This is a genomic window from Acetobacter sp. DmW_136 (assembly GCF_008690365.1).
GTDB lineage: Bacteria > Pseudomonadota > Alphaproteobacteria > Acetobacterales > Acetobacteraceae > Acetobacter > Acetobacter oryzifermentans.
On sequence record NZ_VHON01000028.1, the window covers coordinates 127,921 to 154,289 of the forward strand.

Below are 26,369 nucleotides of genomic sequence, written 5' to 3' on the forward strand. Positions count from 1 at the left end.
ATGCACATGCTTTCGCTGGATGGCCCATCAACAGTAGTTCCGCTGGCTCTGCTGGCGGATCTGAAGGCAGAGCTGGGCATCACTGATACCACCACAGATACCATGCTCGCAGGCAAGCTGATGGATGCCTCCAGCATGGTTCTGGATTACATTGGCAGGCCCTTGCTTTCGGGGGAATGGACAGAGGAATTTATCATTGAAGGTGGTGACCTGCTGAAAGAAATTGCCCTTTCAGTGCAGCCGCTGGCTTCCATTTCCTCCATTTCCCGAAACGGGCAGGAGTGGACACCCGATCAACTTTCAGCCCTTGTTCTGGATAAGCGGGCAGGCATTCTCTCACATCCCACACCAACGCGGCGCAGGTGGCAACATGGTGTATATATTGCTGTTTATACGGCCGGATACACACCCCCGCAGGTTGCGCAGGATAGCACAGTGGACAAAGGCACTCTGCCACAGACCATTTCACGCGCCACGGTGCTGACTGCTGCGGCCATGGTTCAGGGGGCTGGGCGAGATCCCAACCTGAAATCAGAAAGCGTGCAAGGCATTGGTTCCACAAATTGGAATATCGCTTCAGGCACAGGCGGCTTGCCACAACAGGTAGCCGATATGCTCGCAAACTATAGGGGCGCACATCTGTAATGGGCTGGATTACACAATCACGCCGCCGCCAGATCATGGCTAAAGGCCGTCAGATGGTGTTGTCCAGGGCAGGCGGCACAGCCAGCGTTACACTGATGGCCTACGCACCGCCCGCACAGTCTGCCCAGATCACGAACGACATGGCGCAGGCTCCATTCGTGGCACAGGTCATGGCGGATGCGCTTTCCGGTTACGGCATGCCTGCCCAGGACGATCGGGTGCAGGACGGCCCCAAAACATACACGCTGACAGATGCCCAGCCCGTTTACGATGGGCCAACCGTTTGCGGCTGGACATTGATTGCCGCGGGAGGCGAAACGCATGACAACGCCAGCAGTCTTCTCTGATTCCTGGACACGCGCACAGGCTGTTACCGAAGCCCAGAAGCTGAAACTGCTGGATCCAGCAGGCCAGAACATCACCGTGCCAGATGGCCCGTATTGGGTGATGGAAACGGCGGCCGGATTGGCAGACCGTGCGGGAGCTGGTGAGCCTGTGGAACTGGAAGATGGCACCATATGGCTGCATCTGATGGTGCCCAAGGGCACCGGAACGCTGGAAGCTCTGGAACTGCGCAAGTCCATGTCCGTGGCCTTCAGGCAGGCCACAAACCTGCCAACAGGCATCATCTATCGCGGCCATATGTTTGATCCGCCAGATCTCAGCCAGACCGGAAACCGCGTCCGGTTTTCTCTAGGTATTAATTACGAATATCAGGATATTCTGACATGAAATTCTATGCGCTTTATGAAACCGCCAAATCTTCTGGCCAGTATGTTCTTGGATCTGCTCTGATTGAAGCAGACAGCACCACGGCAGCCCTGGCCATTGCCCAGGCATCGGCTCCGGCTGGTTGTCGCACAGGTGTATGGCCTTTTCGGCAGGTTTCAGGAACACCCGATGCCGTTGCGCCAACAGCGGATGAAGCGGGCAAGCAATATGATGTGCTGGTGCAGGCAGGAGGCGCATCCGATGTGTTCAAGCCGGATGGGCAGGTGTTTGCCTCTGTTGCGGCAGATGCAGCGGGCATGTGCCTCTCTTTGGAGCGGTTTTTTGGCTACCGCCTGGGCCTGATCCCACAGAACGCACAACCTGCGGCTGAACCTACGGCAACACCTGCAACTACACCCGCAACCACAGAGACGCCTGCGGCAACGTCTGATGCAGCGGATCAGAAAACAAGCTGATCCTGTCATTCTTTTTGCAGTGTGTAACAGGCCGCCAATGAGCGGCCTTTTTTTATGAGGTGAACATGACCTATTCCGGCCCCTCAACCGGCGTTTCCGCAGGGCAGGACACCAACCTGTCTGGCGTGGATTATGCGCTGGAGCCAATTTTTGGGCAGGCTCCCAGCGGCCAGTACACGCCCTTGCGTTTTACAAGTGCCACACTGGCACCGCAGGACAGTGAAAGTGCCCCTGATGAAATCAATGCTATCCCCGAAGTCGCGCAAAGCGTTCTGACAAGCCAAGCTACCAGTGGCAGCGTTGGCGGCATCCTATCTGCGGGCACATTTGACGATATGCTTGCGGGTGTAATGGGGGCAGATTGGTCGGTAACGCCGCCATCTGTGACAATCAATTCAAAAGCAACGCCCGCCGTAACTGGCACCGTCCACCTGAAAAATTCTTATCACAGCGGCCGTGATATTATCACGATGCCTTCTTCTGCGCTGGTAAACTTCCCGACATCCGGCATCGTGCATGTTGTAGATAGCGCAAATAATATTGATGTTTTTTCCGCCTATATCCTGAATAATATTTCAAACCCCGGCCTAGAATTTGTGCCGGGCACGTTGCCGATTGCAGACGCCACAGCATTGAGTGACGGCGCAACAATTACACTTGCTGATATCCAAAACAGTGCAGTCGGAAAAACATTCACATTCCGCAAAAAACTGCTGGATCAGTGGGAACTTTATACGGGCACCATGGTCAATCAGGTGCAGATCCAGCTTCAGCAGGGCCAGCCCGCTACAGTTGATATTGATCTGCTGGGTTCTGCTATGAGCCTATCACAAATAGATGTGGCAACTTCTGTCGCGGCTCGCACATCCTCGCCTTTGATTGATACTGTTACGGGCTGGCAGGGTATGTCCATTTTTGGGCAAATACCTGAGGGCTGCATGCGTTCCGCAACAATTACGCTTTCGCGGGATGGTTCTGGGCAAGATTTTGGCATGGGGCATACGGGCGCATGTGGGATGCGCTTCGGCAGCTTTAAATGTGCGATTGAAGCTGAATATTTCTTCAAGTCTTACGACCAGTTTAAGGCATGGTCTGCGGGCAAAACCGGGCCAGTAACAATCAGCGTGCAGGGATCTGATGGCGTAGGCTACGTTTTTGCCGCGCTAAACGGCGTTATCCGTAACCCGAAATCACCCATTTCTGGGAAAAATCAGACTGTGGTGGCAACAGTTTCCGTAACGTGCAACCCCATGCCGGGCGTGGGCGGAACATTCGCAATTTTCCGCACCAATTCCTGAGTTTTTCGTTTCATTTTCTTTTCAAACATGGCCGCCACAGTGCGGCCTTTTTCATTGAGGTATCCATGCTTTCTCTTGCTGACCTGAAAACTGATAGCGCCGCTATTGCTGATGGGAAGTGGGTAAAAATCGACAAATACCCTGGCCTGGAAATCAAAAGCCGGGGCTACACTGATCAGTTTGTAGATGCACAGGCCCAACGCCTGCGCAAAGCGGCAGAACGCTTCCGTGGTGATGTTTCTGCCATTCCCAATGCTGTACGCCGCCAGATCAATGCGGGCCTGCTGCGGGACTTCCTGGTGCTGGATGTCAAAGGCCTGCATCATGATCGGGAAAAGAAACACCCTGTCACGGTTGAAGAGTTTAAGGAATTGCTTGGCAATCCTGATTACCGCGAACTGATGGCCGCCTGCTGGGAAGCCGCAGCCCTTGTAACCACCCAGGCATCTGAGCACGCAGAGGAAGCCGAGGGAAACTAACCCAGGCGCTGGCATGGCATCTGGAATGGGGCAGCTACCCTGAGTTTTGGAGCCAGCTAGATGGTGCAGATGCCCGCGTAGAGCCACAGCCTGAGTTTATGTGGATCTGGCGGGCATGGCATCGGCTTTCTGCGTCACGCCAGCGTCTGACACAGGGTTTTGGTGTGCCTCTTGGCGGCACAGTTATCGAAAGCAGCCCCGGCATGATCCCATGGGAAGTGGTGCAGGCCTGGGCGCAGCATCACGGCTACACACATGCCGAAATGGCGCTGTTAGATCGGTGCATTATCGCCATGGACAGGGTGTTTATTGAAGATTGGGCGCAACGCATGAAAAAGCGGATGAAAAAATGAGCTGGGCTGCACGTCTGCAAAAACCCATGCGGGTTGCCATCAATCGGAACATGACCAGTGCGGCCGCGCACAAGATTGTTGCGAACAGGATCCGCAAGGAGCGCGATGCTCTCATTCAGTCGGGGGCGGCTGCATCACAATATGTGCAGCGTGTAGATGGCAAGCTAGGCGCTCCGGAAGAGGCGGCAAAGTTCAACGGCGGCAGTGTCACCTATCTGTTCAACACACTGGGTGCGGCTACTATCTGGGCGTTGGAAGAGCTGCGCAAGCGCTCCCCCGTCCACAGTGGCGCATTTCGTAAAAGCTGGGCCGTGTTGGTGAACGGGAAGGGATGGACGGATGCTCCAGGCAAAATCCCGATGGGAGCAGAAGTGCGCATTGTGAATATCATGCCATATGCCCGCAAGATTGAGGTGGGTGGCCAGCGTGTTAGCGTTCCACCTGGGATTGTAGAAGGCGTGCGCAGGCCGCTTATGAGCCGCTTTAAGGGCATTCGTGCCCAGCGGATTTTCAGGCCTGTAGATCAAGGCCGCGATGCCCGTGGTGATCCTGTCCCATACATCCTGAAAGGCGCGGGCATCGCCTCTGGCATTTCGTGGGACAAAAAAGAGAAAAAGTGGACGCAAAAGCACGCAGCTTATGTGAGCAGGCGGGCTGATCGGCAGGCAGGTGAGCAAATGCTTTACCCCATGCTGGTACTGACAGAGAGATAATAATTCCCCATGGCTGAGACAGATCTAGTCCAATCCCTAGAGGTTGATATTGTCGCCGTTGATCAGACCGAGAGCGCTACGGAAAGCGCAGGCCGCCGTTTAGATGCGGTAACGGAAAAAGGTCTGATCCTGAACGATGTTCTGTCTTCCATGGGAAAAACCTCAAAAGATGCCACTGAAACGCTGGCAGAGGGTGCCGATGCGGCAGCCGGGTCTTTTGAAAAATTGGGCACACAGGCTGTTTCCCGTGTTGGCAGCCTGACCAAGCAGTTGATGGCCTTGAGTGTGCAACGTGACAGCCTGCGGGCCGATTTCCAGAAAGCAGCGGATGAGGGGCTTGATACCTCTGGCATCACAGAAAATCTGGAACAGGTGGAAGGCCAGATCGGCCGCGTTGGCACCGAACTGAAAACAGTTGAAACCAGTTTGCAGGCCACAGCAATCGGGCAGAAAGCGTGGAACGGCCAGTTAAGCGAGCAGAATGCCCTGATAAATGGCATCCGTGAAGCAGAGGGCAGCCGTGCGCAGGCATTGGATAAAACCACCATTGCCATGGCCAAGGGTGTTGCTGAATCCGAAAAACAGGCAAATGCATTGGCTGATGTCAGTCATGAATTTGGCACTCTCACGTCTGCGGCTGAAAAGCTGCCAGATGCTATGGATCAGGTTACAGAAGCTGTTACGGCTGGCATGGATGACATGCAGCGTTTGGCCGAAACCGGGCAAAATGCCTTTGACGGCATGACGGCCCCTGATGTGGATGTTTCTGGAACGGTAGATATCCAGTCTCCAGACCTGAGCAAAACATTAGAGGATCAGAAAAAGCTAAAGGATAGCCTTGGCGAAGTTACGAACGCCGCCAGCCTGACCAGCAACGAACTGTCCGAAATGGGCAAGGCGGGCACGCAGGCCGCAGAGAACGTGCAGTCTGGTGTAGATAACACCACGGCAGCAATGACCCAGGATGTTTCTGATGGCGTCAATAATGTTGAACGCATGGTTAGTGCAGAGCAGGAAGCTGTGCATAACATTTCTGCTCCCCAGGTAGATGCCACTGTATCCAGCACAGCCGATGCGCAAACCCCAGATATGTCCCAAACACAGGAACAGATCATTGAAGATCTGGGCAAAGTAAAAAATGCCACAGGTCTTGCGGCGGGCGCTATATCTGATCTGGATAACGAAGTGCAGCAGGCTTCTGCCGGTTTGCAAAATGGTCTGGATCGGAGTGCTGTCAGTTTTTTGCGCACAACAAGAGCAAGCAGCCAACTTGCCAAATCCATATTGCAGCTGATAGCTGCGCAAAGCCGATATGATGATGCCGTAGCACAAGCCGCGTCTATTCCAGACGACAAGCTAGATCCAAAGATCAAGCAAAGTCTGCTTCAGGACGTCAAAGCGCAGGTAGATGCGCGGCAGGAACAGGTAGATGCCCTGAAGAAAGCGGCTGAAGCCGAAGCCAATCTGGACGATGCGCAGCAGAAAACCACCAAATCAGGAAAGCTGGAGGCCTACCAGATCACGGAAATTGTGGAGGATGTTCACAAATTTGCCGATATGGTTATGGCTGGTGGCAACCCGTTGAAGGCGTTGTTTTATGAAGCGCCAAACGCCCTTGCAATCGCTGGTGGTAATGGTGGTTATGGCGCGGGCCTATCCATGCTTAAAAATGCCCTGACAGGCCCCGCAGGCATTGTTGTTGCCGCAGGCGCTGCGGGCACAGCGCTCTATAAAATGGGTGCGTATGCGGAGGAAGAAGAAAGCAAACTAGCGAAGCTGAGCCAGCAGCTCCGTACCACGCGCGAAGATGCTGGCAAAATGGCGGACAGCATCACATCTGCGGCGGATAGTCTGGAGAAAATGCCGGGATGGGATAAAACCACCGCACGGCAGGCCGCCACAACCATTGGCAGCACCTACAATTTCACGGGCGGCACATCCGATATTGAGGCGCTGGCCAAGGTTGCGCAGGATGCTGGGACTGTATTTGGATCTTTAGAAGATGGGCTGAAGGCGGTGCAAACCGCCATGGTGGATCCCACGGCCGAAATTCAGGCACTGTACCAGCAGCACCTTCCGGGCGTGGATGCCCAGCTTGTGGAGCAGGTGAAAGAGCTTCAGGCCGCAGGTGAGCAGGGCAAGGCGTATGCGCTTGTCATGCAGCATCTGACATCCAGCACCAAGGATGCGACCGAGCAGGGGCTGACACCATTCCAGCAGGCCGTGGAGAAGCTGCGCAAGCAGACATCACCGCTTGTGGATGCCATTCAGGATCTGGCCCTGGCTATGGGGACCAAGCTGCTCAATAGCGTCACGTCTCTTTTGTCTCTGCCCGTTCCTGCGGAAAAGACAACAGGCGGTCTGGCGGGCACCACGGTTCTGCGAAATGACAAGCATCCCGAAATGGTCGGGATGATGCAGGTTAATACCGCCTTCACGCCAAAATATGATGTCAGCACCGCCAAGGGGAATGTGGATGAGGGCATCACGCGCTTCCAGAATTTCCTGCATCAGACAGGCGGAAATCTGGATAACGCTCTGGCGTTGTATGGTGGCTTCAAGGTGGGTTCTGCTGGCGGCCGCCAGTATGCAGCCAGTGTGTATGGGCAGGATCTAAGCAAACTGCCATCCGATTCCGATGCACTGATCAAGCAGGAAAGCGGCCACTTTAATCTGACTGATGGGCTTTCAAATCTGATGCGCAAGATCGCCCTGCAGGAAAGTGGCGGCTACCAGTATGATCAAAGGGTGAGCAAGTCTACCAGCGTTGCATCTGTGGATCATGCCACCTCTGCGGCCGTGATTGATGATAAAAAGTCTCTCACGGGTGGCGCTGCGGATGAAGCCGGTGGCTTCAGCACGTCCAGCTATACGCAAAGCCGTGCGGAAATCAGTGCCTATATTGAGTCACAGCAAAAACTACTGACCACGCAGACAGCTGGATCCCAGGCATGGCAGGAAACCAGCGAACGCATCACCCAGGCGCGTATCCAGCTGGCAAATACCCTTAGCCCGCAGGAAGAAATCACCCAGGGCATGAAAGACCAGAATGAAGGGCTTTCTGCTCAAAGTGGTTACTGGCGCAGCATGGCAGAGGTTGTCGCGCAGTTTGATACCGAGGCGCGTGGTACTGGTGTGGATCAAGCGGCGCTGTCACAGGCTCTTGCAGCCAAACAGCAGCAGCTGGCGGCCGCGTATAATGATGGCACGGTGGCTGTGCAGCGGCAGGCACAGGCACAGACAGCCATGCTGTCTGTTGCCGGTTCTGATGAACAGGCTATCCAGCATGCCACAAACTATCAGCAGGCCTATAATGAGGCCCTGGAGGATTTCAACCCGAAATCACAGGCGTTTGCCGAGGCAGTCAAAACCCGCACAGCCGCGCTGAACAGTGAGACAGACGCACAGGCGCGGTTTGAACAGGCGCAGCAGAATAGCGGCCTGCAAGACAATCTAAGCATGATACAGGCCGAAACGGCCAGTATCGGGCAGAATGCCGATGAGCGTTCTGTTGCGTTGGCACGCATGCAGGCGGAAATTCAGGAACACCGCAAATTCGGCACTGTTCTTCCACAGGAAGCGCAGGATTATGTTGATCTAAGCACGCGGATTGCAGAAGCCTCTGCCGAATATGAGCACCAGCAACAGGTGATGGATGATTTCACCGGCTCAATAAGCGACATGACTGACCAACTTTCTGACGGTGTGGTGCAAGGATTTTTGCAGGGCACATCCAGTGGTATGTCTTTCAAAAGCATGTTGCAGGGTGTGGAAGCATCTGTTGCCAGCGTGATTGCACGCTTTGCTTTGATCAATCCGCTACTCAACAGCATTGATGGTGGCACGCGCACCACGCTGGCAGATCTGGGAAATCTGTTTGGTAAAGTTGGCGCAGGAAGCAGCTCTTCCAGTGCCAGCAGCATTCTGTCCGGATATGGTGAAGGAAACGACATCACATCATCCGGCTGGGCATACTCCCCATGGGAAGCCCTGAATGTGAAAAACCAGATCAGCGATCCAGCTGGATCGGCTGCAAAAAGTGGTGGCATGTTTTCAGGTCTGGGGAACCTGTTTTCTGGCAAGGCAGCGGATGGCAGCGGTATTTTCAGCAGTGTTGGCAGTGCTGTTTCCTCCATCGGCTCATACATGGGAATGGCAGGCGCGGCCTTCGGCATTGGCGATATGGCCTATAACCTTCTGTCGCAGCTCTTTGCCAAAAGGAAGAAGGATTATCAGTATGTTTCCGTAGGCAGCGATGGGATGCTGGATATCAGCGGACATGTTTACAAGGATATTCATGGCAATGATAACGTGGCATCCGGACTTCAGAATGATCTGGACAGCATTAACAATGCCTTCGGATATACCGGGGTTTCTGCCACAAACACGGATACCATCGGCAAAGTTGGCTGGTCTAAGAAAGGCAAGAAGTCCGAAACATACAGCTTGACAGATCTGCTGCCAGATCTAGATCTGACCAGCTCTTCGGCCAACATGAACATGGAACTGAAGCAGCTCATGCCGACAAGTTTTGACAGCGTGGACACGTTCACGCAGGATCTTGAAAGCCTGAAATCTTTGGCGGATGAACTGGACAGCATGAAAGTGTCTGTCTCAAAGTTTGATGATTCCAGCCACGTTACGGTGGATCATTTTACCGGCTACACGGGGGATATGGCCAAGGCACTTTCAACGTTAGATGGTAAAACGCTAAGTGTTGATGATCTGCAAAGCCAGTTTCAAGCTATTGAGGAATTTGTAGGCACGACAATGCCGGGGCTGCTAGATGTCACTGCATCTGGCTCTGAAAGCCTTATGCAGCAAGTAGATGACCTTAAGCAGAAATATCAGGACGCTGCTAAAACAGCCGCATCCTATGGTCTGGATGCCCAGGCGTTGCTTGATAAAGGCAATGCCATTGCTGCGATGATGATTGCCAATGAGCAGACCACGCTTTCTCAATCTGATCAGTCTGTGCAGGCACGTTATCTGTCTGCAACTGGTGACCAAGAAGGCGCTGATCTGCTGAACCAACAGGTATCAGCAGCGCAGGAAATCCAGCAGTTGCAGGATAACTGGCGGGGATTTTTGGGTGATAACTATGCGGACAATGTGACGTACCAGCAACAACTTGCGGATCTTGAAAAAACACATTCTGCCGAGCGTCTTCAGATACAAACCGAGTATCAGGAAAAGGCTTTAGAGCAGCAAAAGGAATATCAGGATCAGGCCAGCCAGCAGGTTTCCGGCGTATTTAGTAATCTTTTGTCTTACGCAAAGGGGCTGGATACGTCTGATGCCTCGCCATTGTCTGTTGAGGATCAGTACAAGGCTGCGAATGATAATCTGCATACAGATTATCAAGCGGCCATGGGTGGCAACAGCACGGCGTTGGCATCATTGCAGACCGATATGCAGACATATCTGTCCCTGTCCCAAAAATATAACGGGGGTGGGGCAGCGTATGTGGAGGATTATCAGGCTGTGCTGACCATGCTGAAATCCCTGGGCAGTATGAACACAGATGCCCTGACGGCAGATGCCATGCGGGACATCATGCAGGACAGCACCACTACGCTGGCCAGCATCTTGCAGCAGATCCTGCAAGCGACGAATAACCTGTTTGCGGAAACACGGTTCCAGAACCTTAAAGCCGCAGCGTAACGGGATATCACCACAATGCAGCAACGCTGTTTTTTGGGAACGCTGGCTTTTGGGCCTGCGGCATCCCGCACGACCACATGCTTGTCTTCTGGCGGGTATGTGGATGTTGCTACCGGCACGAAATATCCGCCCATTCTGGCAAGCCTGCCTGATGTGGATAGGGAGCTGGATATTTCAATTTCCGGTAGCAGCATGACGCAATCGTTCGGGCAACTTACGGTCAATCTGTCCGATGGTGTGGCGGATAGCCTGAACGTGCGCAACCATACCGGAGATCTGTCTATTCTGACGGGCTTGCGCAACTATGACATGGCGCGTGGATGGTGGTCAGATCCTGCACTCTCTGCGTGCCAGCCTCTGTTTACCGGATCTGCAACAGCATGGCGCACCGGAGCCACGCAAGGCACGCTCACACTTTCCGGGCCTGCCGTGCTGTCTCGCCAGTTGCCTCTGGCAACCTACGCGGGCACTGGCGGCGTGGAAGGTGGATCAGACCTGACAGGCCGGGTAAAGCCTCGCCTGCGAGGGTATGCTTTTAATATCACGCCGGTTTGTGTGGATAGTGTGAACCAGATTTATCAGGTTTCTGATGCGCCGTTCTGGATGGGCACGCAGGGCACACAGCCTGATCTGACCGTGTTAGAAGGTGGTGTGCTGGGTGCGTGGTCTGTTCCGGCAACGGATGGTGGCTGGGCCTATGCGGGCATGGTGAGTGATATCACCACCGCAGATCCTGCCGCAGGTACATACGTTGTGGAAAGCTCTAGCCGGGGCGCATTTTTCCGGCTCGGTGGCACGCCGGTTTATGCCATCACCTGCTGGGCAACTGGCGTGATGCCCGATGGCACCTATGTTTCCAGCCTGCCAGATATCGTGCGGCAAGTGTTGGTGCAGGATATTGGCATTCCGGCCGCCTCCATTTCTACCGCCTGGGCGGATCCGTTCGGCAAGGTGGATAGTGCGGCCGGTGCGTTCTGGGATGGCTCTGACAGCTATACCGGGCAGGACATGATCACCGCCCTATTGCAAGGCAGTATGCGCAAGCTGGCAGTTGCACGGGACGGCACGCTGAAGTTGATCGGCATTACAGATAGCTTTTTGCAGCTTGTGCCGCACCAATGGGAAAAGTTGGCAGTGCTGCCTGATGAGGTGATTGACATTAAAGAAACGGATCTGCCGTCCGAACTGGCGCTGCCTCTCACCTGTGGGCGTTGCACCTATAGCCGCAATTATACGGTGATGAGCACCAGCACACTCAGCCCAAAAGCGGAACTGGCAACCCTGCGCACCCAGCGCAGTGCGGTAACTGTGGGCACGGATAGCCCAACGGTGGAAGTGGTCAGCCCGCCCGAAGTGCTGACAAGTCTGCGCACGCAGGCCGGGGCGCAGGTGGTGGCCGATGTCATCAACAAACTGTGGACGGTGGCAGACCGGCGCGTGTTTTACGTCACGCTGCCGTTTGAACGCCTGTTTGATTTTGAAATGGGGGATGAAATCGTGCTGTTTGCCAATGTGGACGGTCTGCGCGATGGTCTGGGTGGTCTGGTAGTGGGTGAAAGCTGGCGCGGATCCAGCGCAGGCCAGTGCGTGCTGACGGTGCTGGTCTGATGCAGAACTGTGTGTTTGGCCTGAATAATCTGGTCAAAACCGCCAGCCTTAGCGGCTCCAATTCTTTTTATGCGGGCGTATCCGCTGCAAAGGATTTCTCTCCCAATCAGCTGGCCACAGACCAGGGCAACACCACGGCGGCATTTTGGTCTGTTGGGGATGGCAACACAACAGCATGGTTTCAGGCGCAATGGGGCAGTAACCAGACCATGCGGGCGTTTTTTGTGGGGCGCACTAATCTTGGCCAATCCGCAACGTGGCAGCTAACAGCCAGTGCAGGCGGCAATACGGTGTATTCTGCCTCTGGCAGCTTTGCTACGCTGGGCGGTGTTGGCCCGGTGCAAATGGTGCATGTGGCACCGCAGGACATTCAGGCTGATACGGTGAAGGTCACTATCAGCAGTAATGATAGTGTATCGGAAAGTTATATTTCCCTGTCTCTGGCATATATCGGGCCGGTGTGGCAGCCGGTGCGCAACATGAGCACCAAAAGCACCACGGGGATGGATAGCTCTGTGACGGTGAATACCGGCATGAGCGGGGCCGAGTTTGTTACCCCCGCGTGGATGCGGCGCAAGGCTGTGGTGGATCATGAATCTCTGGATCTGGCTGATGTGCCGGTGCTGGAGCAAATCCTTCTGGTCGGCGCATCTGGCGCGAATGTGCTGTTTGTGCCGGATCCGGATGCCGATGGCCCCACGCTAAACCTGCGCAGCCTGTTTGGACGCATCCAGCGCGGTGATTTGAGTAATCCCTATGGCGCTGCACTACGGCAGCAAACCAGCTTCACCATTACCGAGCGGCTTTAAGCCGCTTTTTTTATGACTGAAAGGAAAGTTTCATGCCCGATGATGTGGTGCGGCAGGATGAATTTGTTGCATTTGAAACCAGCGTGAACGGTAAGTTTTCTACGCTGGAAACCGGCATTGCCAATATCTGGACGGAATTGCAGCGGATCAACAACCGCAAGACCTGGATAAATGGCGGCCTGGTTATTTTTGGATCTGCCCTGGGCAGCGGGATTGTCCAGGCGTTGCAGCATATGCACCCGTGACAACCAAAAACCGGGTTTTGTAAACCTGACTACGAAAACCTGCCAACGTATAAGCCCATTGCAAAGGGCTGTTTTCTGCGGGTTTTGTGCTCTGGTGGACTAATCCGGGCAATCTCACCTGTAAACTCGTCCACTCCGGCCGCCTTGAGCGGCCTTTTTTGTATCCGGAAAATTTATGAATGACCCGATCCTACTGGCGGCAGATCTGTGCCGCCGGTCTGAAGGCTTGCGCCTGCGCCCATATGTATGTCCGGCCGGGTATTGGACAATCGGCTATGGCAGCCGGTTTCTGGCCAACGGGGCCGCCGTAACAGCCAGCACCGCACCCATTACGGCCGAATACGCCAATGCCTTGCTGCAAGGCACGCTGGCCAAGCTGCTGCCGCAGATCCTGCGGCTGGTGCGTGTGCCGCTGACACCCGGCCAGCAGGCTGCGCTGCTGGACTTTACCTACAACCTCGGATTGCCCGCGCTGGCGGGATCCACACTGCTGAAGCTGCTGAATGCAGGGCAGGGGAATGCCGCCCGCAATCAGTTGCTGCTGTGGAGCCACATGCACCGCAACGGCCAGCTGATCACCGTGGCCGGCCTAACGCTACGGCGGCGTGCCGAATGGCAGCTGTGGGCCAGCTGATCCGATTCCTGAAAAATTCCTACTGAAAGCGACATCATGTTCATGACTGAACGCGAACTCATCCGGCTGGCCGATCTGATTGTAGAGCGGCTGGAAAAACGCGGCCTGTGCATTGCAGCACCCCGCAACGGCCAAGCTCTGGTGGTGGAAGACGTGAGCGTCAACACGCTGCCCGCAAGCCTGCGTGGCGCACAGGGCTGAACAGCCCACCATCCCGATATTTCACACATACAGGGCATGCACAGCGTGCCCGAAAGGTAGATCCATGAACTTGTCCCGTATCAGCGCATATCTGCGCCAGCCCACTACGCTGTTTGCCCTGTCTCTTATTCTGGGGGATCTGGTAGCCACGTGGTTCAACGTGATTCCGGCTGGTGGATCTGCCGCCATGCTGATTGCTGCATTGCCGCTGCTGGGCAGTGATAACAGCGGCATTATTGCAGCACTTCTTGCCAACAAGGCGGATCTGGAAAAGGCGCTGAATGCTGTGTCCGCCCATAAGGACATTGGCCCCACAGCAGCAAAGGTGATTGCCGATGCCGTGCCGGCCAGCACGATTCTGGCGGCCGCAACATCTGCCATTGCTTCTTCCACTGCTGAAGCAGCACCCAAGAAAAGCAGCGCGGCTTCTGCCGTGGCGGGCGTCATGCTGCTTGGTCTGGTTGGCACCAGCCTGATGGCGTGCGGATCTGATCAGCTGGTGCAGCGCCAGCAGTCTGTTTACGGCCTGAGCCTATCTTACGCCGCAGCAGCCCAGCTTGCGGCTGACTATGAAAAGAACCCGGCCGCAGACCCGGCTGTGGTAGCAAAGCTGAAGACTGCTTTCCAGACTGCGCATGACCAGATCAAGCCGCTAGATGATGCCGCGGCGAAGGGTGATCCGCTGCCTGAAGCCGCAGTTGAGGCCGCACAGGATGCCCTGGACGCAGCCCGCAAGCTGCTACCTGCCAGCAAGTAACCATTTTCCCGGCATCAGGAAAATGATCCCCCAAGGGTGTCGGTGTTACCGATGCCCTTTTTTATTTCCTGCCAGAAATGGCGGAAAACCAAGGAAAAACCATGATGAACTATGCAAGCATTGCCATTGCTGCGGTTGAAGCTCTTGTCGAAAACGGCCCGGTGATTGTGGAAGATATTTCCGCGCTGCTGAAGCCGCTGAAGGAAGGCCGCGCACCTACTGCAGATGAATGGGCCTTTGCTGAAAAGCAGCTCGATGCCGCTAATGCGGCTGTACAAGCGGGGTAAAGGGATTACTGTTGGTGATGAGGGAGTTTCCCTCGTCACCATTATCTTGGCTGTAGGCTTGTGGTGCAGTATGATTTTTGGAGAAAGAACAGCTTAGCTACTGAAGCAAAAAATATTAACATTTAGCTGCGCTAATTTCCCTCTGGATAGAGGCAGCTAGTGGCCCATAAATTTTACTTTTAGCATCTATTTTAGCGGCTTTAAGAGTAAGCAGCCATTCAAAAGATTTGCCCCCTCCCTTAACTACTTCAAAAATAGCCATCACAATAATAGCGAAGATACAAAGAAGTCTTGTAACAGGGCCTCGCTCAATTATTGATGCCGCAACTAGGTAATCAGAAGTCGTTATGATTTTCTCTAGTTTTTCTCTTAATTGGATATTTGTAATTTGTAATAGATCAATTCCTACATTTGTCTTAGTTGATCCTGATGGGAGTTTAAGGAAGAGGATAGTTCTTGGCAAAGAGATCCTATGAGCATACCGAATGCGAGAATTAATTTGATCCCGTATTTGCCTATATACAGGATTATCGCACGTTATTTCTCCACTTGCAGCCAGTTCAAAAAGTTCATCTCTTTGAGCGAATAATTTTTGCCGGAGCGTATCAATCCATGCTTCCTGTAGAGGACCGTAGATAACGACAGCAATGCCCAATAGCATTAACATTGTTTCAGCAGCATCAATGTATACGTTCATTGTCTACGATCCTTTTTACTCGTGGTACCATCATGGGAGATGGTTGAACTCAGTCTATTTTTATCTAGCGCTTCCTCGCGGGATTTCTTATATGGAGCGAATTGCTTTACAACGTTTTTCCGTAGCCTTCGTTCCACTATGGCCCAGACTGTAGCGGCTCCGGTTAATGCCAAACTTACTTTGAATTTAATGTCCCCTAAAAATTCTACAACCCATGATACCTTCACATTTGTCGATTGCCCAAAAGCCTTCGACAAGAAGTAAGAAGCTAACCCTATACAAACAATGGAAGTTAAACATTTAATAACAAGTCGGGCAAGATCATAATTTTGATCGACTATATTTACTTTATATGCCCACGCGGCTTCATCTACTTGTGGATTTTTTTCGCGCGGTTTCTTGCCCATGAATGCCCCTAATAAACTAGTTGAGCACTTACTTGCATAACTTTTGTGATTTGCGCAAATTGCGGATTGTTACGTATTTCTACTAATGACCACGCAATTATAAAATTAGGCACCCTTTTGACTGTAGAATCTATATGGAACATATGTAGCTAAAATTAGATCAATATGATTATTCCGATTCGTTCAAAGGGTATTAATTCTCGTTATAATATGGGAAATTAGGTTATAAAAAAACATGCTAACCCATTGATATTAGGTAAGCATAAATTACAGGTTATAAAGTATAACCTATTGATATTTCTAAATATGTTTATTCCCTCCCGGCTCACCATTTTAAAATCTTCCAAAATATAAAAGGCAGTTTTAGTGCCTATAACCTTTGGGTTATGCCGCTTTTTCCCATGGTGGAATCGGGCCATAGCACTGCGCAAGATAATCAATCATGGCGCGGACTTTTAAGGGAATACTTGTGCCGGGTGCATACACGGCGTGTAAGTCTGGCCCCGGTGTGGTGGGATAATCCAAAGATAAAGCAATAAGTTGGCCTTGTTGCAGTTCTTGGCTCACAACAAAAAGCGGCAGGTAAGCAATGCCTGCGCCAGCTACTGCGGCTTCTCGCAAAGCATCTCCATTATTGGCGGAAAGTAGGCCGGAAACAGAAACGGTTTTTTCTCCGCTTTCTCCAAAATGCCAACGGGATGCGCTATTGTTTCCGCTAAGGGTGTATCCAAGACAATTGTGCTGCTGCAATTCATTTACATGCGTGGGTGTGCCAGCCTTTTCTAAATAAGCAGGAGAGGCACAGATAATCATACGCACAGCAGCCAATTTACGTGCACGCAGCGTACTGACTGTTAGGTTGCGGATACGCAGAGTAAGATCCCACCCTTCCTCAACCAAATCAACGGGTCTGTCATTCAAGCCAAGCTCTACCTGGACCTGCGGATATCTTCTGCTAAATTCAGGCAGATAAGGCGCGACATACCGAATAGCGAAGGAAACCGGAGCGTTAAGGCGTAATTGCCCACGTGGTTCACGGTACTGCTCGCTTACAGTTTGCTCCATGTTTTCTACATCGGCCAGAATTTTTTGGCAGCTTTCCAAAAACAGGCGTCCTGCTTCGGTTAAGGAAAGATGCCGCGTGCTACGTTGAAAGAGAGAAACTCCTAACCGGGTTTCCAGTGCAGTCACATGTTTGGTTACCATTGTTGGGGAAAGCGCCATAAGGCGTGCTGCCCCTGTAAAGTTGCCCGCAGCTACAACTTTGACAAAAATCTGCATACTGGTGATGCGATCGAGCATTTATATTGCCCCAGCATGATGGAAATAGTTAGTTTTTTCTAGCACAGACCGTGGCTCCTTTGTCATGCAGGTCGTATGCTGCCAAAAGCAGCGTTGCAGCACGTTTGAGGTTGGAGAAGATGTGGCAACAGGTAAATCCGTAATGGGCAGATATATGTGCGGAATGCTTTTCGCCTATTTGTTGCTGCCCACGTTGCCGGCTGTAGCAGGTGAAGATGGCCTGCATGCGCTTCCTGTTCCCGCAGTGCAGGAGGAATCTCTGGATGGCCAGCAAGGGGCATCTCTTTTTCTGCCTATAGGAGCGGAGGTTGCTCTTGCGGCTTTCTGGTCTGGGTCTGATTTGCTGATCGTGGCAGACCGTCCCGTGACTTCGTTAGTTCATAATTTTACAGGGCAAGGCATATTTGCAGATACGGATGTGACGGTGCTGGAATACGCCACGGTTTTGCGCGTTCATGTACCGTCTCATCCACATATTGCGTTACATAAAAAGCTGGATGGCTGGTTGCTGGAACAGCTTCCAAAAGGCGATACAGGTAGCGTAAGGGCTGCACCGCCTGCGGTTATGATGCCAGAAGCCGTTTTGTTTCCACAAAAACAGTCTGGGCACGTTATCTCGTTTCCAGATCCGACAACTGGCGCACGTTTGCTGATAACGCCGTCTGTCATGGAAACGGGATATCGCTCTTCTTACCGGGCCATAGGGTATGGTGTGCGAGATTCTGCCCAAGGTATTGTAGTGGCTGCAGATTCATCGCAAATCAGATTAGATGCTGTTGCAGATAAAGGTGTATTCCTCTCTGCTTTAGGGCTGGATGCTTTGCCTGTAGGGCAGGGAACAGCAGAGACAGTGCCACCCGAAGGTGGGTTAGACTGGTTCTGGCTGGGACTGCATGCTGCACCAGTTGTCATTTTACAAAAGAACTGGCTTAGCGCGAAGGTTGACGCCGAAAAAGCACCACCTTCTTTACGATGGCCTGCGCAGGTTGCTGCTGCGCGCGCTGCTTTTGTGGCTGGGTATCCAGCAGATGCGTGGCGTCTTGTAAAAAATATGCCTCAGCGGTCTGAACCGGGAGGCCCCCCAACGGGAGTGCTCTTTCTGCGGGCCTGCGCAGCGTTATTAAGCCATGATGTGGATGCTGCGGCATCCGTTCTGACGCAGATGGATGGAGCCCCCCCAGAACTGGAAATATGGCACGCATTGTATCTGATGATGAGTGGCGCAAACAGCAAAGATGCTTCTGTTTTACTTGCGCGTCATTACGAACAGATTCTGCGCTATCCACAACCGCTGCGTGATCTGCTTCTTCCACAAGTTACAAATTATATCGCGCGTTATGGTGCGGATGAAACAGCTCTGATTTTGGAGCCTTTACCCAGTGATGGCGTTTATGATCTTGCGCGAGCGCGCATGCAGGATCGTGAAGGGAATGTAGAAACCGCACGGGTTACGCTGGAAAATCTAACGGCTGCGGCAGATCCAGAAAAAGCCGCTTATGCGCGTGCAGATCTGGTGAATTTTCTGTTGCAGCATGATCAGATTGCGGCAGCCATGGCTGCCGAGAACTTTCAAAACCTTCTTGATGGAAAAGAAGGCGTTGGAAAGCTTGTGCCTACTGCTCGGGCATATACCAGTTTGTTATTATCTACAGCACTTGTGCAATGTGGTCGGGCACGACAGGCTTTAGCTGTGCTGGGCAGGCTTTCTGCCTCTGCACAAACGCCATATGACAGGTTGGAGGCTGTGCGACGGCAGGCTTTGTATGTGCTTGTGTTTAATACCTTACCATCTGGTAAAGCTGTGAGCGGAGAGGATGGGGCGTCATCCGCAGAGCAACGGGTGCATATTTTGCAGACCCAATTGCCTTTATTGGAAGAGAATACATCTAAGGCAAAACTGTTAAGAGGTTACGGAACGCTTCTATTGCAGATAGGGCAAGCCGAAGCTGCTGTTATGGCGTTCAAACAAGCCGTTGTGTTGACGGCTGATCCGGTAGCACGCGCAGAAATACAGGAGCAGATTGTTCAGGCAGCTTTCAAAGCGGGAAATGTGAATGCCGCCATGGAAGCATTGGAACAAAGCACTGTTCCCGGCTTGCCGGAGGATATGGCTGCCCGCCGCCATTATGATGAAGCGCATCTTGCGCTTACCAAAGGGGATAGGGCTGGGGCATTGGCCTTACTGGCGGATGATGAATCCGACACTGGTTTAGAACTGCGCGGGCAATTGTATGAGCAAGGCAAGCAATGGGCAGATGCTGTGCGCGTGGTGGGCCGCTTGGCCAGCCGTGCTTTACCAGAAACAGGACCTTTAACAGAACCGCAGCAAGACCTTGCCATGCAGCTTGCCACCGATTCTGCTGCCGCACATGATGCAGATACCTTGCAGCGTTTAAAGGCTTGGTTAGCAGGGCGAACGCTGGGAAAAGAGCGCGATCGTCAGCTTGACATGCTTGTGAAACAAACTGTGCATTATTCTACAGAGCGTTGATTATTCTGTATTTTAGGGCGGTGTGTTTCTGAAAAATTTATGAAACACGTAAATAATGCTTGCAACGCAGGCGCAGGGGTCTTACCAAGCGCGCTCTTGGCCCAAGGGGGCAATTTTTGCCCAACAGGCTGTCTACTGGTTTGGGGGTACGTCTATGAACGCACTTGCTCAACTGGGGATGGTCTCGGAACACCCGAGCAATAACCAGGCATTTTCTGTTCCGGTCTCGTCTGCTGACGAAGAGCGTAAAGATTACTTCGTCGAAAAGAATGGCGAGAAGTTTGCAGGTACTCACCTGCTTGTCGATATGTGGGGCGCCACAAATCTGGATGATCCAGAAAAGATCGACACAACACTGTGCGAAGCAGCGCGTGCTGCCGGGGCCACAATCCTGCACAGTCATTTCCACCATTTTTCACCCAATGGGGGTGTTTCTGGCGTGGTGGTGCTGGCTGAAAGCCATATTTCCATTCACACATGGCCAGAACGCAACTTTGCTGCGGTGGACATCTTTATGTGTGGTGCGTGTGATCCGCACCTGTCCATCCCTGTTATGCAGCGTCTCTTTCAGGCCAAACGGCTTGAGGTGGATGAAGAACGCCGTGGCCGCGTGGTTGCCTAAAGGCTGTTTTTCTTAAAGTTGTAAAACTCTGTTTGATCGTCGTGCTGATACAGTTCTGTAAAAGGGCTGTATCAGTGCAGTTCATGACGTATGTGGGAAGATAAGGCTGGTATGGCTGAAACATGGATTGAAGAAACCCTATACGATAACTGGGGGCAGCACTTCCGTGTGGTAAAGGAACTGGCCCGCACGCGAAGCCCGTTTCAGGATATTGTTGTTTTTGAAAGTGAATCCCACGGTCGTGTGCTCATGCTGGATGGCGTGGTGCAGATTACCGAAAAGGATGAATTTGTTTATCAGGAAATGCTTACGCATGTTCCGCTGTTTACTCACCCCAATCCGAAAAAAGTGCTGATTATTGGCGCAGGGGATGGCGGGGTACTGCGCCGCGTTCTGGAACATCCCGGCATCGAAAAAGCTGTGATGGTAGAAATTGATGGTGCTGTTATAGAGCTTTCAAAACAGCATCTGCCATCTATTGCCGGTGATGCGTGGAATAATCCGCGGGCAGAAGTGATTGTGGGGGATGGAATAGATTACGTTGCCCGCGCAGATGATGCTTCGTTTGACGTGATTATTGTTGATAGCACAGACCCGATAGGTGTGGGCGAAGTGCTGTTTACAGATTCATTTTACGAACATTGCGCACGTATCCTTACCGCCGAAGGGCTGATTGTAAACCAGTGCGGTGTGCCGTTTATGCAGGCGGATGAACTGCATGAAACCAGTGTGCGGCGTGCAAAATTTTTTCCGCATGTATCTGCCTATGTGGCTGCTGTGCCAACTTATGTAGGTGGGTTTATGACACTGGGGATCGCCAGCAAAGGCCGCAACCTGCAAGCGCAGGATGTAGAGCAGGTGCGTGCCCGTGCTCAGGAAGCCGGTATTTTGGAAAAAACCCAGTACTGGACGCCTGAAATCCACGTAGGTTCGTTTAATCTACCGCCTTATATTGCCAAGCATTTGCCTAAAGCTGCGGGGTAATACGCATAATAGGGGCCGTGATTGACTTGAAAGCGAAATGATGTCACGGTTCCTTAACGCAGAGGGAGAGACTGGCTTAGCCAGCGCCGAAGGAGCAACCGCCCCGGAAACTCTCAGGCAGAAGGACCCTGCGTTTTAAAACTTCTGGAGAGAGGTGCAATCGCACCCGCCGACGGGATAGCGATCTCAGGCAAAAGCACAGAAGGGGCAGCGGATTATGTAATCCGGAGCCTCGTGTTGTGCTGATGTGTTTGTCAGATTGCAGTGGGTTCCGGCCTTTTTGGCAAGGCGGCGTGCATGGGCACCGATACTCTCCTTCATACTCCCCTCTATTCATTGCATGAAGAATCCGGCGGCAAAATGGTGCCGTTTGCGGGTTATGCCATGCCTTTGCAGTATGCAGATGGCATTATGGCCGAACATCGGCATGTGCGTGAGCATGTTGGTCTGTTTGATGTCTCCCATATGGGGCAAGTGCTGCTGCGCCCGCGTTCGGGGGATGTAGATAATGCGGCTCTGGCGCTGGAAAAACTGGTGCCAGCAGATATTGCTGCCCTTAAACATGGCCGCCAGCGTTATACCCAGTTTACCAATGCCGAAGGCGGTATTCTGGATGATCTGATGGTGGCGCGTCTGGAAGATGGTCTGCTGCTGGTTGTTAACGCCGCATGTAAGGAGGCTGATCTTGAGCTTCTGCAATCTGCACTGGTGGCAGAATGCGTTGTAGAGCCGCAGGAAGATCGCGCATTGCTTGCCTTGCAGGGGCCGGAAGCTGAACAAGTTTTGGCAGCGTTTGCTGAAGATGTGCGCAAGATGATGTTCATGGATGTGCGTACGCTGGATGTAGACGGTGCCCGCTGTGTTATTTCCCGTTCCGGCTATACGGGAGAAGATGGGTTTGAAATTTCTGTTTCCGCCAAGGATGCAGATCGGGTTGCCCGTAAACTGCTAGAACAGCCAAACGTCAAACTGATTGGCTTAGGTGCCCGAGACAGCCTGCGGCTTGAAGCCGGGCTGTGCTTGTATGGGGCGGATATTGATACAACCACTACTCCGGTTGAGGCCGCGCTTGAATGGTCTATCCAGAAGTCTCGCCGCAATGGTGGCGCGCGTGCAGGTGGTTTTCCGGGCGCCGATATTATTCTTGGCCAGCTTGAAAATGGTGTAAGCCGCCGCCGCATTGGGTTACGGCCGGAGGGGCGTGCGCCTGTGCGTCATGATGCACCTTTATATGCAGATGCAGAATTTGCCACGCATATCGGCAAGGTAACGTCTGGTGCATTTGGCCCCACAGTGGGTGGCCCGGTGGCGATGGGCTATGTGGCAAGCAATGATACCCAAATAGGGCACACCATTTTTGCTGAATTGCGGGGGCGTTCCGTACCTTCCGTCGTGAGCGCACTGCCTTTTGTGCCAGCGCATTTCAAACGCTAGGCCGTTGATACATTAATTTACGCTTAACTGGAGAAATTGAGAAATGACCCTGTATTTCACAAAAGAACACGAATGGCTGCGCGTTGAGGGTGAAACAGCAACTGTGGGCATCACTCGCCATGCAGCTGATGAACTGGGTGAACTGGTGTTTATTGAAGCCCGCCCATCTGGCACGGAAGTCAAAGCTGGGGAATCCATCGCAGTTGTGGAATCCGTTAAGGCGGCTTCCGATATTTACGCGCCAGTTGATGGTGAGGTTTTGGAAAGCAATGCAGCACTGGCTGATGATCCAGCACGGGTAAGCTCTGACCCTGAAGGCGAAGGTTGGATTGTCAAATTTCGCGTTGCTAATCCCGATCAGCTTTCTGGGCTGATGGATGCCGCAGCATATGCAGCTTTTGTAGGCTGATTTCTGCCTGATTGGAAAAAATGGCCTGTTCCAAACAGGTCTTGTTCAGGAAAAATTTCTGCATGTTCTCCCTTGCTCCCGGTTCGGATGCGCGTTCCCAACAGAATATTGAAGATCTTCCCGCTTTTGCGGCCTTAAAAGCTGAAGGTGAAGCGTTTGCTACGCGCCACATTGGCCCGACTGTGGCAGATCAGGCCGAAATGTTGCGTGTTGTTGGTGCGGCCTCCTTGGATGATCTGATAGATCAGACACTTCCTGCTTCCATTCGTGCCACACAGCCTTTGGGGCTCGGTGCTGGATGGACGGAAACACAGGTTCTTGCACGCCTGCGTGAACTGGCCGGACAAAATCAGGTTATGACATCCCTGATCGGGCAAGGGTATTACGGTACGGTACTGCCCGCTGTTATCCAGCGGAATATTCTGGAAAATCCGGCTTGGTACACAGCTTACACGCCGTATCAGCCAGAAATCAGCCAAGGGCGTCTGGAAGCCCTGTTGAACTTCCAAACCATGATTACAGAGCTGACAGGGTTGGATATCGCCAACTCTTCTCTGCTAGATGAAGCAACAGCGGCGGCAGAAGCCATGGCGTTGGCTCGTCGGGTTGCAACCTCTAAGTCCAGCGTCTTTTTTGTAGATGCAGAATGTCTCCCGCAGACAATTGCTGTGTTGAAAACCCGTGCGGAACCTATGGGCATTACGCTCCAGATTGGGCAGCCTGAAACAGATTTGGATGCCCAAAACGTATTTGGAGCCATTTTCCAATATCCCGGCACATCCGGCCAGATTGCAAACCCGCAAAAGCAGATAGAAAGCCTGCATGCCGCGGGGGGTATTGCTGTTATGGCGGCAGATCCGCTGGCTTTAACGTTGCTGGCTTCTCCCGGTGAACTGGGGGTGGATATTGCTATTGGTTCTACCCAGCGCTTTGGTATTCCCATGGGGTATGGTGGGCCGCATGCAGCTTATATGGCTGTGCGGGATGCCTATAAACGGAGCATGCCGGGGCGTTTGGTTGGGGTATCGGTCGATAGTGCTGGACGCCCGGCCTATCGTCTCGCCCTGCAAACGCGTGAACAGCATATCCGGCGTGAAAAAGCGACATCCAATATCTGCACGGCGCAGGTGTTGCTGGCTGTTATTGCGGGCATGTATGCCGTTTATCATGGCCCAGAAGGTCTGAAGGCAATTGCACAGCGCATTCATGGTCTGGCTGCGACACTGGCCGCTGGTTTGCGCGCACTGGGCGTAACTGTTGAAACAACCGCATTTTTTGACACGCTGACGGTGAATGTAGGCGAAGGTGCTGTTGACCTTCTGGAACGTGCGCGTTTTGCTGGCATGAATCTGCGTCATGCAGGGAATGGCCGTATTGGCATCAGTCTGGATGAAACCAGCACGCCGGAAACTGTTTACGCTGTATGGTCTGTTTTTTGCGCTGAACACGGGCGTGTAGAAAAAATGGCGCAGGCGCTTGTGGCGGTTTCCACAGCATTGCCTGATGGTGTGCGTCGCCAGTCTGGCTTTATGGCGCAGCCTGTGTTCCGCTCCTGTAGTTCAGAAACGGATATGCTGCGTTACCTGCGGCGCTTGTCAGACAAGGATCTGGCGTTGGATCGGACAATGATTCCGCTGGGTTCTTGTACCATGAAGCTGAACGCCACGGTGGAAATGCTGCCCATTACGTGGTCTGGTTTTTGTGACATTCATCCGTTTGCACCGGCAGATCAGGCAAAAGGGTATCAGGTTCTTTTGCAGGATCTGGAAAAGTGGCTGTGTGCTATCAGCGGTTATGATGCTGTTTCCTTCCAACCTAATTCTGGCGCGCAGGGGGAATATGCAGGTTTGCTTGTTATTCGTGCGTATCATCAGGGGCGTGGGGAAGGGCATCGGACAGTTTGTTTAATTCCGGCTTCTGCGCATGGTACCAACCCAGCTTCTGCCCAAATGGCGGGCATGAAGGTTGTGGTGGTAAAGTGCGATGCAGGCGGCAACATTGATCTGGAAGACATGCGTGAGAAAATAAAGGCGCATGCGAATGATCTGGCCGCAGTGATGATCACTTATCCTTCTACTCATGGCGTGTTTGAAGAAAACATGCGTGAAATCTGTGATCTGGTGCACTCAGCCGGTGGGCAGGTATATGTGGATGGCGCCAACATGAATGCTCAGGTTGGGCTTGCACGCCCGGCAGACTACGGTGGGGATGTTAGCCACTTTAACCTGCATAAAACTTTCTGCATTCCACATGGTGGCGGTGGCCCGGGTATGGGGCCAATTGGTGTGCGGGCACATTTGGCACCTTATCTGCCCGGAAACCCGGCAGATGTAGATGTTGCTATGGCTGTAAGCGCTGCTCCTTTTGGATCAGCTTCTATTCTGCCGATCTCATGGGCTTATATTCGCTTAATGGGAGATGAAGGTCTAAAACGGGCTACGCAGGTGGCTATTCTGAACGCCAATTATATTGTGAGCCGCCTGAAAGATGCGTACCCTGTGCTTTACGAAGGGGCGCACGGGCGTGTTGCGCATGAATGTATTCTGGATTTACGACCGATCAAGAATACAACAGGCGTTACTGTGGATGACATGTCCAAGCGTTTGGTGGATTACGGTTTTCATGCGCCAACAGTCAGCTTTCCGGTGGCCGGCACATTCATGATCGAGCCAACCGAATCTGAAGGAAAAGCGGAGCTGGATCGTTTTTGCGATGCCATGCTGGCTATACGTGAGGAAGTGCGTGCAGTTGAAAGTGGTAAGGTTACAGCAGAAGATGCAGTGTTGCGTCATGCCCCTCATACAGGTCTTGCACTAACAGCAACGGAATGGACGCATCCTTATACACGGCAGGAAGCGTGTTTTCCCGGTAATGTGCAGCTTTCTACCAAATATTGGCCACCTGTAGGCCGAATTGACAACGTATATGGTGATAGAAACCTAGTTTGCTCTTGTCCAGATATTGCTGAATGGATGGAATAAGCTCATCGTTTCTGATGGTTACTAAGAAAGGGGCGCAACCAAAGGAGGTTGCCCCCCTTTTTTTATGCTCTGTGTAAGAGTTTCTTGTTATGGAAAAGGCAATAAAAAACGCCCGACAAAGCCGAGCGTTGAAAAGAAGATTCTGCAAAGAAACTAAAGGTT

General features: G+C 52.7%; 25 protein-coding genes and 1 riboswitch. Of the genes, 22 read left to right on the forward strand and 3 right to left on the reverse strand.

From position 1 onward, the window contains the following. The 16 genes from FKW31_RS10115 (at position 1) to FKW31_RS10185 (ending at position 14,880) form a co-directional block, all read left to right on the forward strand. Positions 1–645, forward strand: a complete 645-nt coding sequence (locus tag FKW31_RS10115; protein ID WP_150178474.1) for a phage head-tail connector protein — start codon at positions 1–3, stop codon at positions 643–645. Next, complete coding sequence (locus FKW31_RS10120) at positions 645–992, forward strand: hypothetical protein (RefSeq protein ID WP_150178475.1); 348 nt, start codon at positions 645–647, stop codon at positions 990–992. Before FKW31_RS10115 ends, FKW31_RS10120 begins: the two co-directional genes overlap by 1 nt. Beyond that, on the forward strand, positions 967–1,377 hold the full coding sequence (locus FKW31_RS10125; protein ID WP_150178476.1) for a hypothetical protein: 411 nt from the start codon (positions 967–969) through the stop codon (positions 1,375–1,377). Before FKW31_RS10120 ends, FKW31_RS10125 begins: the two co-directional genes overlap by 26 nt. Beyond that, positions 1,374–1,832: a hypothetical protein gene (locus FKW31_RS10130; protein ID WP_150178477.1), complete on the forward strand. Its 459-nt coding sequence runs from the start codon at positions 1,374–1,376 to the stop codon at positions 1,830–1,832. The genes FKW31_RS10125 and FKW31_RS10130 overlap by 4 nt, the downstream gene beginning before the upstream one ends. A 65-nt stretch (positions 1,833–1,897) precedes the next feature. After that, a complete protein-coding gene (locus tag FKW31_RS10135) occupies positions 1,898–3,130 on the forward strand; it encodes a phage tail tube protein (RefSeq protein ID WP_150178478.1) in 1,233 nt (410 codons plus the stop codon). 65 nt (positions 3,131–3,195) lie between these two features. After that, entirely contained in the window at positions 3,196–3,609 is a 414-nt protein-coding gene (locus FKW31_RS10140) for a hypothetical protein (protein ID WP_150178479.1), read from the forward strand. Positions 3,610–3,707: 98 nt separating this feature from the next. Then, entirely contained in the window at positions 3,708–3,962 is a 255-nt protein-coding gene (locus tag FKW31_RS10145) for a hypothetical protein (RefSeq protein WP_150178480.1), read from the forward strand. Then, entirely contained in the window at positions 3,959–4,675 is a 717-nt protein-coding gene (locus FKW31_RS10150; protein ID WP_150178481.1) for a hypothetical protein, read from the forward strand. Before FKW31_RS10145 ends, FKW31_RS10150 begins: the two co-directional genes overlap by 4 nt. A 9-nt stretch (positions 4,676–4,684) precedes the next feature. Next, positions 4,685–10,339 (forward strand): phage tail protein, encoded by a 5,655-nt coding sequence (locus tag FKW31_RS10155; RefSeq protein ID WP_238332793.1) that lies wholly within the window; start codon positions 4,685–4,687, stop codon positions 10,337–10,339. Between the two features lie 15 nt (positions 10,340–10,354). Continuing rightward, a complete protein-coding gene (locus FKW31_RS10160) occupies positions 10,355–11,947 on the forward strand; it encodes a hypothetical protein (protein ID WP_150178482.1) in 1,593 nt (530 codons plus the stop codon). Then, positions 11,947–12,756, forward strand: a complete 810-nt coding sequence (locus tag FKW31_RS10165) for a hypothetical protein (protein ID WP_150178483.1) — start codon at positions 11,947–11,949, stop codon at positions 12,754–12,756. Before FKW31_RS10160 ends, FKW31_RS10165 begins: the two co-directional genes overlap by 1 nt. 32 nt (positions 12,757–12,788) lie before the next feature. Further along, positions 12,789–13,001 (forward strand): hypothetical protein, encoded by a 213-nt coding sequence (locus FKW31_RS10170; RefSeq protein ID WP_150178484.1) that lies wholly within the window; start codon positions 12,789–12,791, stop codon positions 12,999–13,001. Positions 13,002–13,176: 175 nt separating this feature from the next. Next, entirely contained in the window at positions 13,177–13,635 is a 459-nt protein-coding gene (locus FKW31_RS10175) for a lysozyme (RefSeq protein WP_150178485.1), read from the forward strand. Positions 13,636–13,677: 42 nt separating this feature from the next. Further along, the gene (locus tag FKW31_RS16060; protein ID WP_166443397.1) at positions 13,678–13,836 is read left to right on the forward strand and encodes a hypothetical protein; all 159 of its coding nucleotides are present in this window, start codon (positions 13,678–13,680) and stop codon (positions 13,834–13,836) included. A gap of 64 nt (positions 13,837–13,900) precedes the next feature. Then, positions 13,901–14,593 carry a hypothetical protein gene (locus FKW31_RS10180; protein ID WP_150178486.1) on the forward strand — a complete coding sequence of 231 codons (693 nt, stop codon included), beginning with the start codon at positions 13,901–13,903 and terminating at the stop codon, positions 14,591–14,593. A 101-nt stretch (positions 14,594–14,694) separates the two neighbouring features. Then, positions 14,695–14,880 (forward strand): hypothetical protein, encoded by a 186-nt coding sequence (locus FKW31_RS10185; RefSeq protein WP_238332794.1) that lies wholly within the window; start codon positions 14,695–14,697, stop codon positions 14,878–14,880. Between the two features lie 115 nt (positions 14,881–14,995). On the opposite strand, the gene FKW31_RS10190 is transcribed toward FKW31_RS10185, so the two are convergent. The 3 genes from FKW31_RS10190 to FKW31_RS10200 all read right to left on the reverse strand — a co-directional run bounded on the left by FKW31_RS10190 (position 14,996) and on the right by FKW31_RS10200 (position 17,286). Next, positions 14,996–15,577 (reverse strand): hypothetical protein, encoded by a 582-nt coding sequence (locus tag FKW31_RS10190; protein WP_150178488.1) that lies wholly within the window; start codon positions 15,575–15,577, stop codon positions 14,996–14,998. Further along, on the reverse strand, positions 15,574–15,984 hold the full coding sequence (locus FKW31_RS10195; protein WP_150178489.1) for a hypothetical protein: 411 nt from the start codon (positions 15,982–15,984) through the stop codon (positions 15,574–15,576). Before FKW31_RS10195 ends, FKW31_RS10190 begins: the two co-directional genes overlap by 4 nt. A gap of 384 nt (positions 15,985–16,368) precedes the next feature. Then, positions 16,369–17,286: a LysR family transcriptional regulator gene (locus tag FKW31_RS10200; protein ID WP_006115372.1), complete on the reverse strand. Its 918-nt coding sequence runs from the start codon at positions 17,284–17,286 to the stop codon at positions 16,369–16,371. A gap of 64 nt (positions 17,287–17,350) precedes the next feature. Between FKW31_RS10200 and FKW31_RS10205 the strand changes: the two genes are divergently transcribed. From FKW31_RS10205 to gcvP, 6 genes are all read left to right on the forward strand, one after another. Next, the gene (locus FKW31_RS10205; protein ID WP_150178490.1) at positions 17,351–19,777 is read left to right on the forward strand and encodes a hypothetical protein; all 2,427 of its coding nucleotides are present in this window, start codon (positions 17,351–17,353) and stop codon (positions 19,775–19,777) included. 154 nt (positions 19,778–19,931) lie between these two features. After that, positions 19,932–20,399: an adenosylmethionine decarboxylase gene (gene speD / locus FKW31_RS10210; RefSeq protein WP_035352291.1), complete on the forward strand. Its 468-nt coding sequence runs from the start codon at positions 19,932–19,934 to the stop codon at positions 20,397–20,399. A gap of 111 nt (positions 20,400–20,510) precedes the next feature. After that, the gene (gene speE, locus FKW31_RS10215) at positions 20,511–21,383 is read left to right on the forward strand and encodes a polyamine aminopropyltransferase (RefSeq protein ID WP_035352290.1); all 873 of its coding nucleotides are present in this window, start codon (positions 20,511–20,513) and stop codon (positions 21,381–21,383) included. A 52-nt stretch (positions 21,384–21,435) separates the two neighbouring features. Further along, positions 21,436–21,521: riboswitch (glycine riboswitch) on the forward strand. A 159-nt stretch (positions 21,522–21,680) separates the two neighbouring features. Continuing rightward, complete coding sequence (gene gcvT, locus FKW31_RS10220) at positions 21,681–22,817, forward strand: glycine cleavage system aminomethyltransferase GcvT (protein WP_150178491.1); 1,137 nt, start codon at positions 21,681–21,683, stop codon at positions 22,815–22,817. A 43-nt stretch (positions 22,818–22,860) separates the two neighbouring features. Beyond that, positions 22,861–23,226 carry a glycine cleavage system protein GcvH gene (gene gcvH / locus FKW31_RS10225; protein WP_150178492.1) on the forward strand — a complete coding sequence of 122 codons (366 nt, stop codon included), beginning with the start codon at positions 22,861–22,863 and terminating at the stop codon, positions 23,224–23,226. Between the two features lie 20 nt (positions 23,227–23,246). Next, positions 23,247–26,207, forward strand: coding sequence for an aminomethyl-transferring glycine dehydrogenase (gene gcvP, locus FKW31_RS10230; RefSeq protein ID WP_193562066.1), 2,961 nt, complete (start codon positions 23,247–23,249; stop codon positions 26,205–26,207). The last annotated feature ends 162 nt before the right edge of the window (positions 26,208–26,369 follow it).

What these genes read in the sequence shown, in the direction of transcription:
- FKW31_RS10115 (WP_150178474.1), top strand. Translation starts at nt 1, where the DNA reads ATGCACATGCTTTCGCTGGATGGCCCATCAACAGTAGTTCCGCTGGCT.
- FKW31_RS10120 (WP_150178475.1), top strand. Translation starts at nt 645, where the DNA reads ATGGGCTGGATTACACAATCACGCCGCCGCCAGATCATGGCTAAAGGC.
- FKW31_RS10125 (WP_150178476.1), top strand. Translation starts at nt 967, where the DNA reads ATGACAACGCCAGCAGTCTTCTCTGATTCCTGGACACGCGCACAGGCT.
- FKW31_RS10130 (WP_150178477.1), top strand. Translation starts at nt 1,374, where the DNA reads ATGAAATTCTATGCGCTTTATGAAACCGCCAAATCTTCTGGCCAGTAT.
- FKW31_RS10135 (WP_150178478.1), top strand. Translation starts at nt 1,898, where the DNA reads ATGACCTATTCCGGCCCCTCAACCGGCGTTTCCGCAGGGCAGGACACC.
- FKW31_RS10140 (WP_150178479.1), top strand. Translation starts at nt 3,196, where the DNA reads ATGCTTTCTCTTGCTGACCTGAAAACTGATAGCGCCGCTATTGCTGAT.
- FKW31_RS10145 (WP_150178480.1), top strand. Translation starts at nt 3,708, where the DNA reads ATGTGGATCTGGCGGGCATGGCATCGGCTTTCTGCGTCACGCCAGCGT.
- FKW31_RS10150 (WP_150178481.1), top strand. Translation starts at nt 3,959, where the DNA reads ATGAGCTGGGCTGCACGTCTGCAAAAACCCATGCGGGTTGCCATCAAT.
- FKW31_RS10155 (WP_238332793.1), top strand. Translation starts at nt 4,685, where the DNA reads ATGGCTGAGACAGATCTAGTCCAATCCCTAGAGGTTGATATTGTCGCC.
- FKW31_RS10160 (WP_150178482.1), top strand. Translation starts at nt 10,355, where the DNA reads ATGCAGCAACGCTGTTTTTTGGGAACGCTGGCTTTTGGGCCTGCGGCA.
- FKW31_RS10165 (WP_150178483.1), top strand. Translation starts at nt 11,947, where the DNA reads ATGCAGAACTGTGTGTTTGGCCTGAATAATCTGGTCAAAACCGCCAGC.
- FKW31_RS10170 (WP_150178484.1), top strand. Translation starts at nt 12,789, where the DNA reads ATGCCCGATGATGTGGTGCGGCAGGATGAATTTGTTGCATTTGAAACC.
- FKW31_RS10175 (WP_150178485.1), top strand. Translation starts at nt 13,177, where the DNA reads ATGAATGACCCGATCCTACTGGCGGCAGATCTGTGCCGCCGGTCTGAA.
- FKW31_RS16060 (WP_166443397.1), top strand. Translation starts at nt 13,678, where the DNA reads ATGACTGAACGCGAACTCATCCGGCTGGCCGATCTGATTGTAGAGCGG.
- FKW31_RS10180 (WP_150178486.1), top strand. Translation starts at nt 13,901, where the DNA reads ATGAACTTGTCCCGTATCAGCGCATATCTGCGCCAGCCCACTACGCTG.
- FKW31_RS10185 (WP_238332794.1), top strand. Translation starts at nt 14,695, where the DNA reads ATGATGAACTATGCAAGCATTGCCATTGCTGCGGTTGAAGCTCTTGTC.
- FKW31_RS10190 (WP_150178488.1), bottom strand. Translation starts at nt 15,577, where the DNA reads ATGAACGTATACATTGATGCTGCTGAAACAATGTTAATGCTATTGGGC.
- FKW31_RS10195 (WP_150178489.1), bottom strand. Translation starts at nt 15,984, where the DNA reads ATGGGCAAGAAACCGCGCGAAAAAAATCCACAAGTAGATGAAGCCGCG.
- FKW31_RS10200 (WP_006115372.1), bottom strand. Translation starts at nt 17,286, where the DNA reads ATGCTCGATCGCATCACCAGTATGCAGATTTTTGTCAAAGTTGTAGCT.
- FKW31_RS10205 (WP_150178490.1), top strand. Translation starts at nt 17,351, where the DNA reads ATGCAGGTCGTATGCTGCCAAAAGCAGCGTTGCAGCACGTTTGAGGTT.
- speD (WP_035352291.1), top strand. Translation starts at nt 19,932, where the DNA reads ATGAACGCACTTGCTCAACTGGGGATGGTCTCGGAACACCCGAGCAAT.
- speE (WP_035352290.1), top strand. Translation starts at nt 20,511, where the DNA reads ATGGCTGAAACATGGATTGAAGAAACCCTATACGATAACTGGGGGCAG.
- gcvT (WP_150178491.1), top strand. Translation starts at nt 21,681, where the DNA reads ATGGGCACCGATACTCTCCTTCATACTCCCCTCTATTCATTGCATGAA.
- gcvH (WP_150178492.1), top strand. Translation starts at nt 22,861, where the DNA reads ATGACCCTGTATTTCACAAAAGAACACGAATGGCTGCGCGTTGAGGGT.
- gcvP (WP_193562066.1), top strand. Translation starts at nt 23,247, where the DNA reads ATGGCCTGTTCCAAACAGGTCTTGTTCAGGAAAAATTTCTGCATGTTC.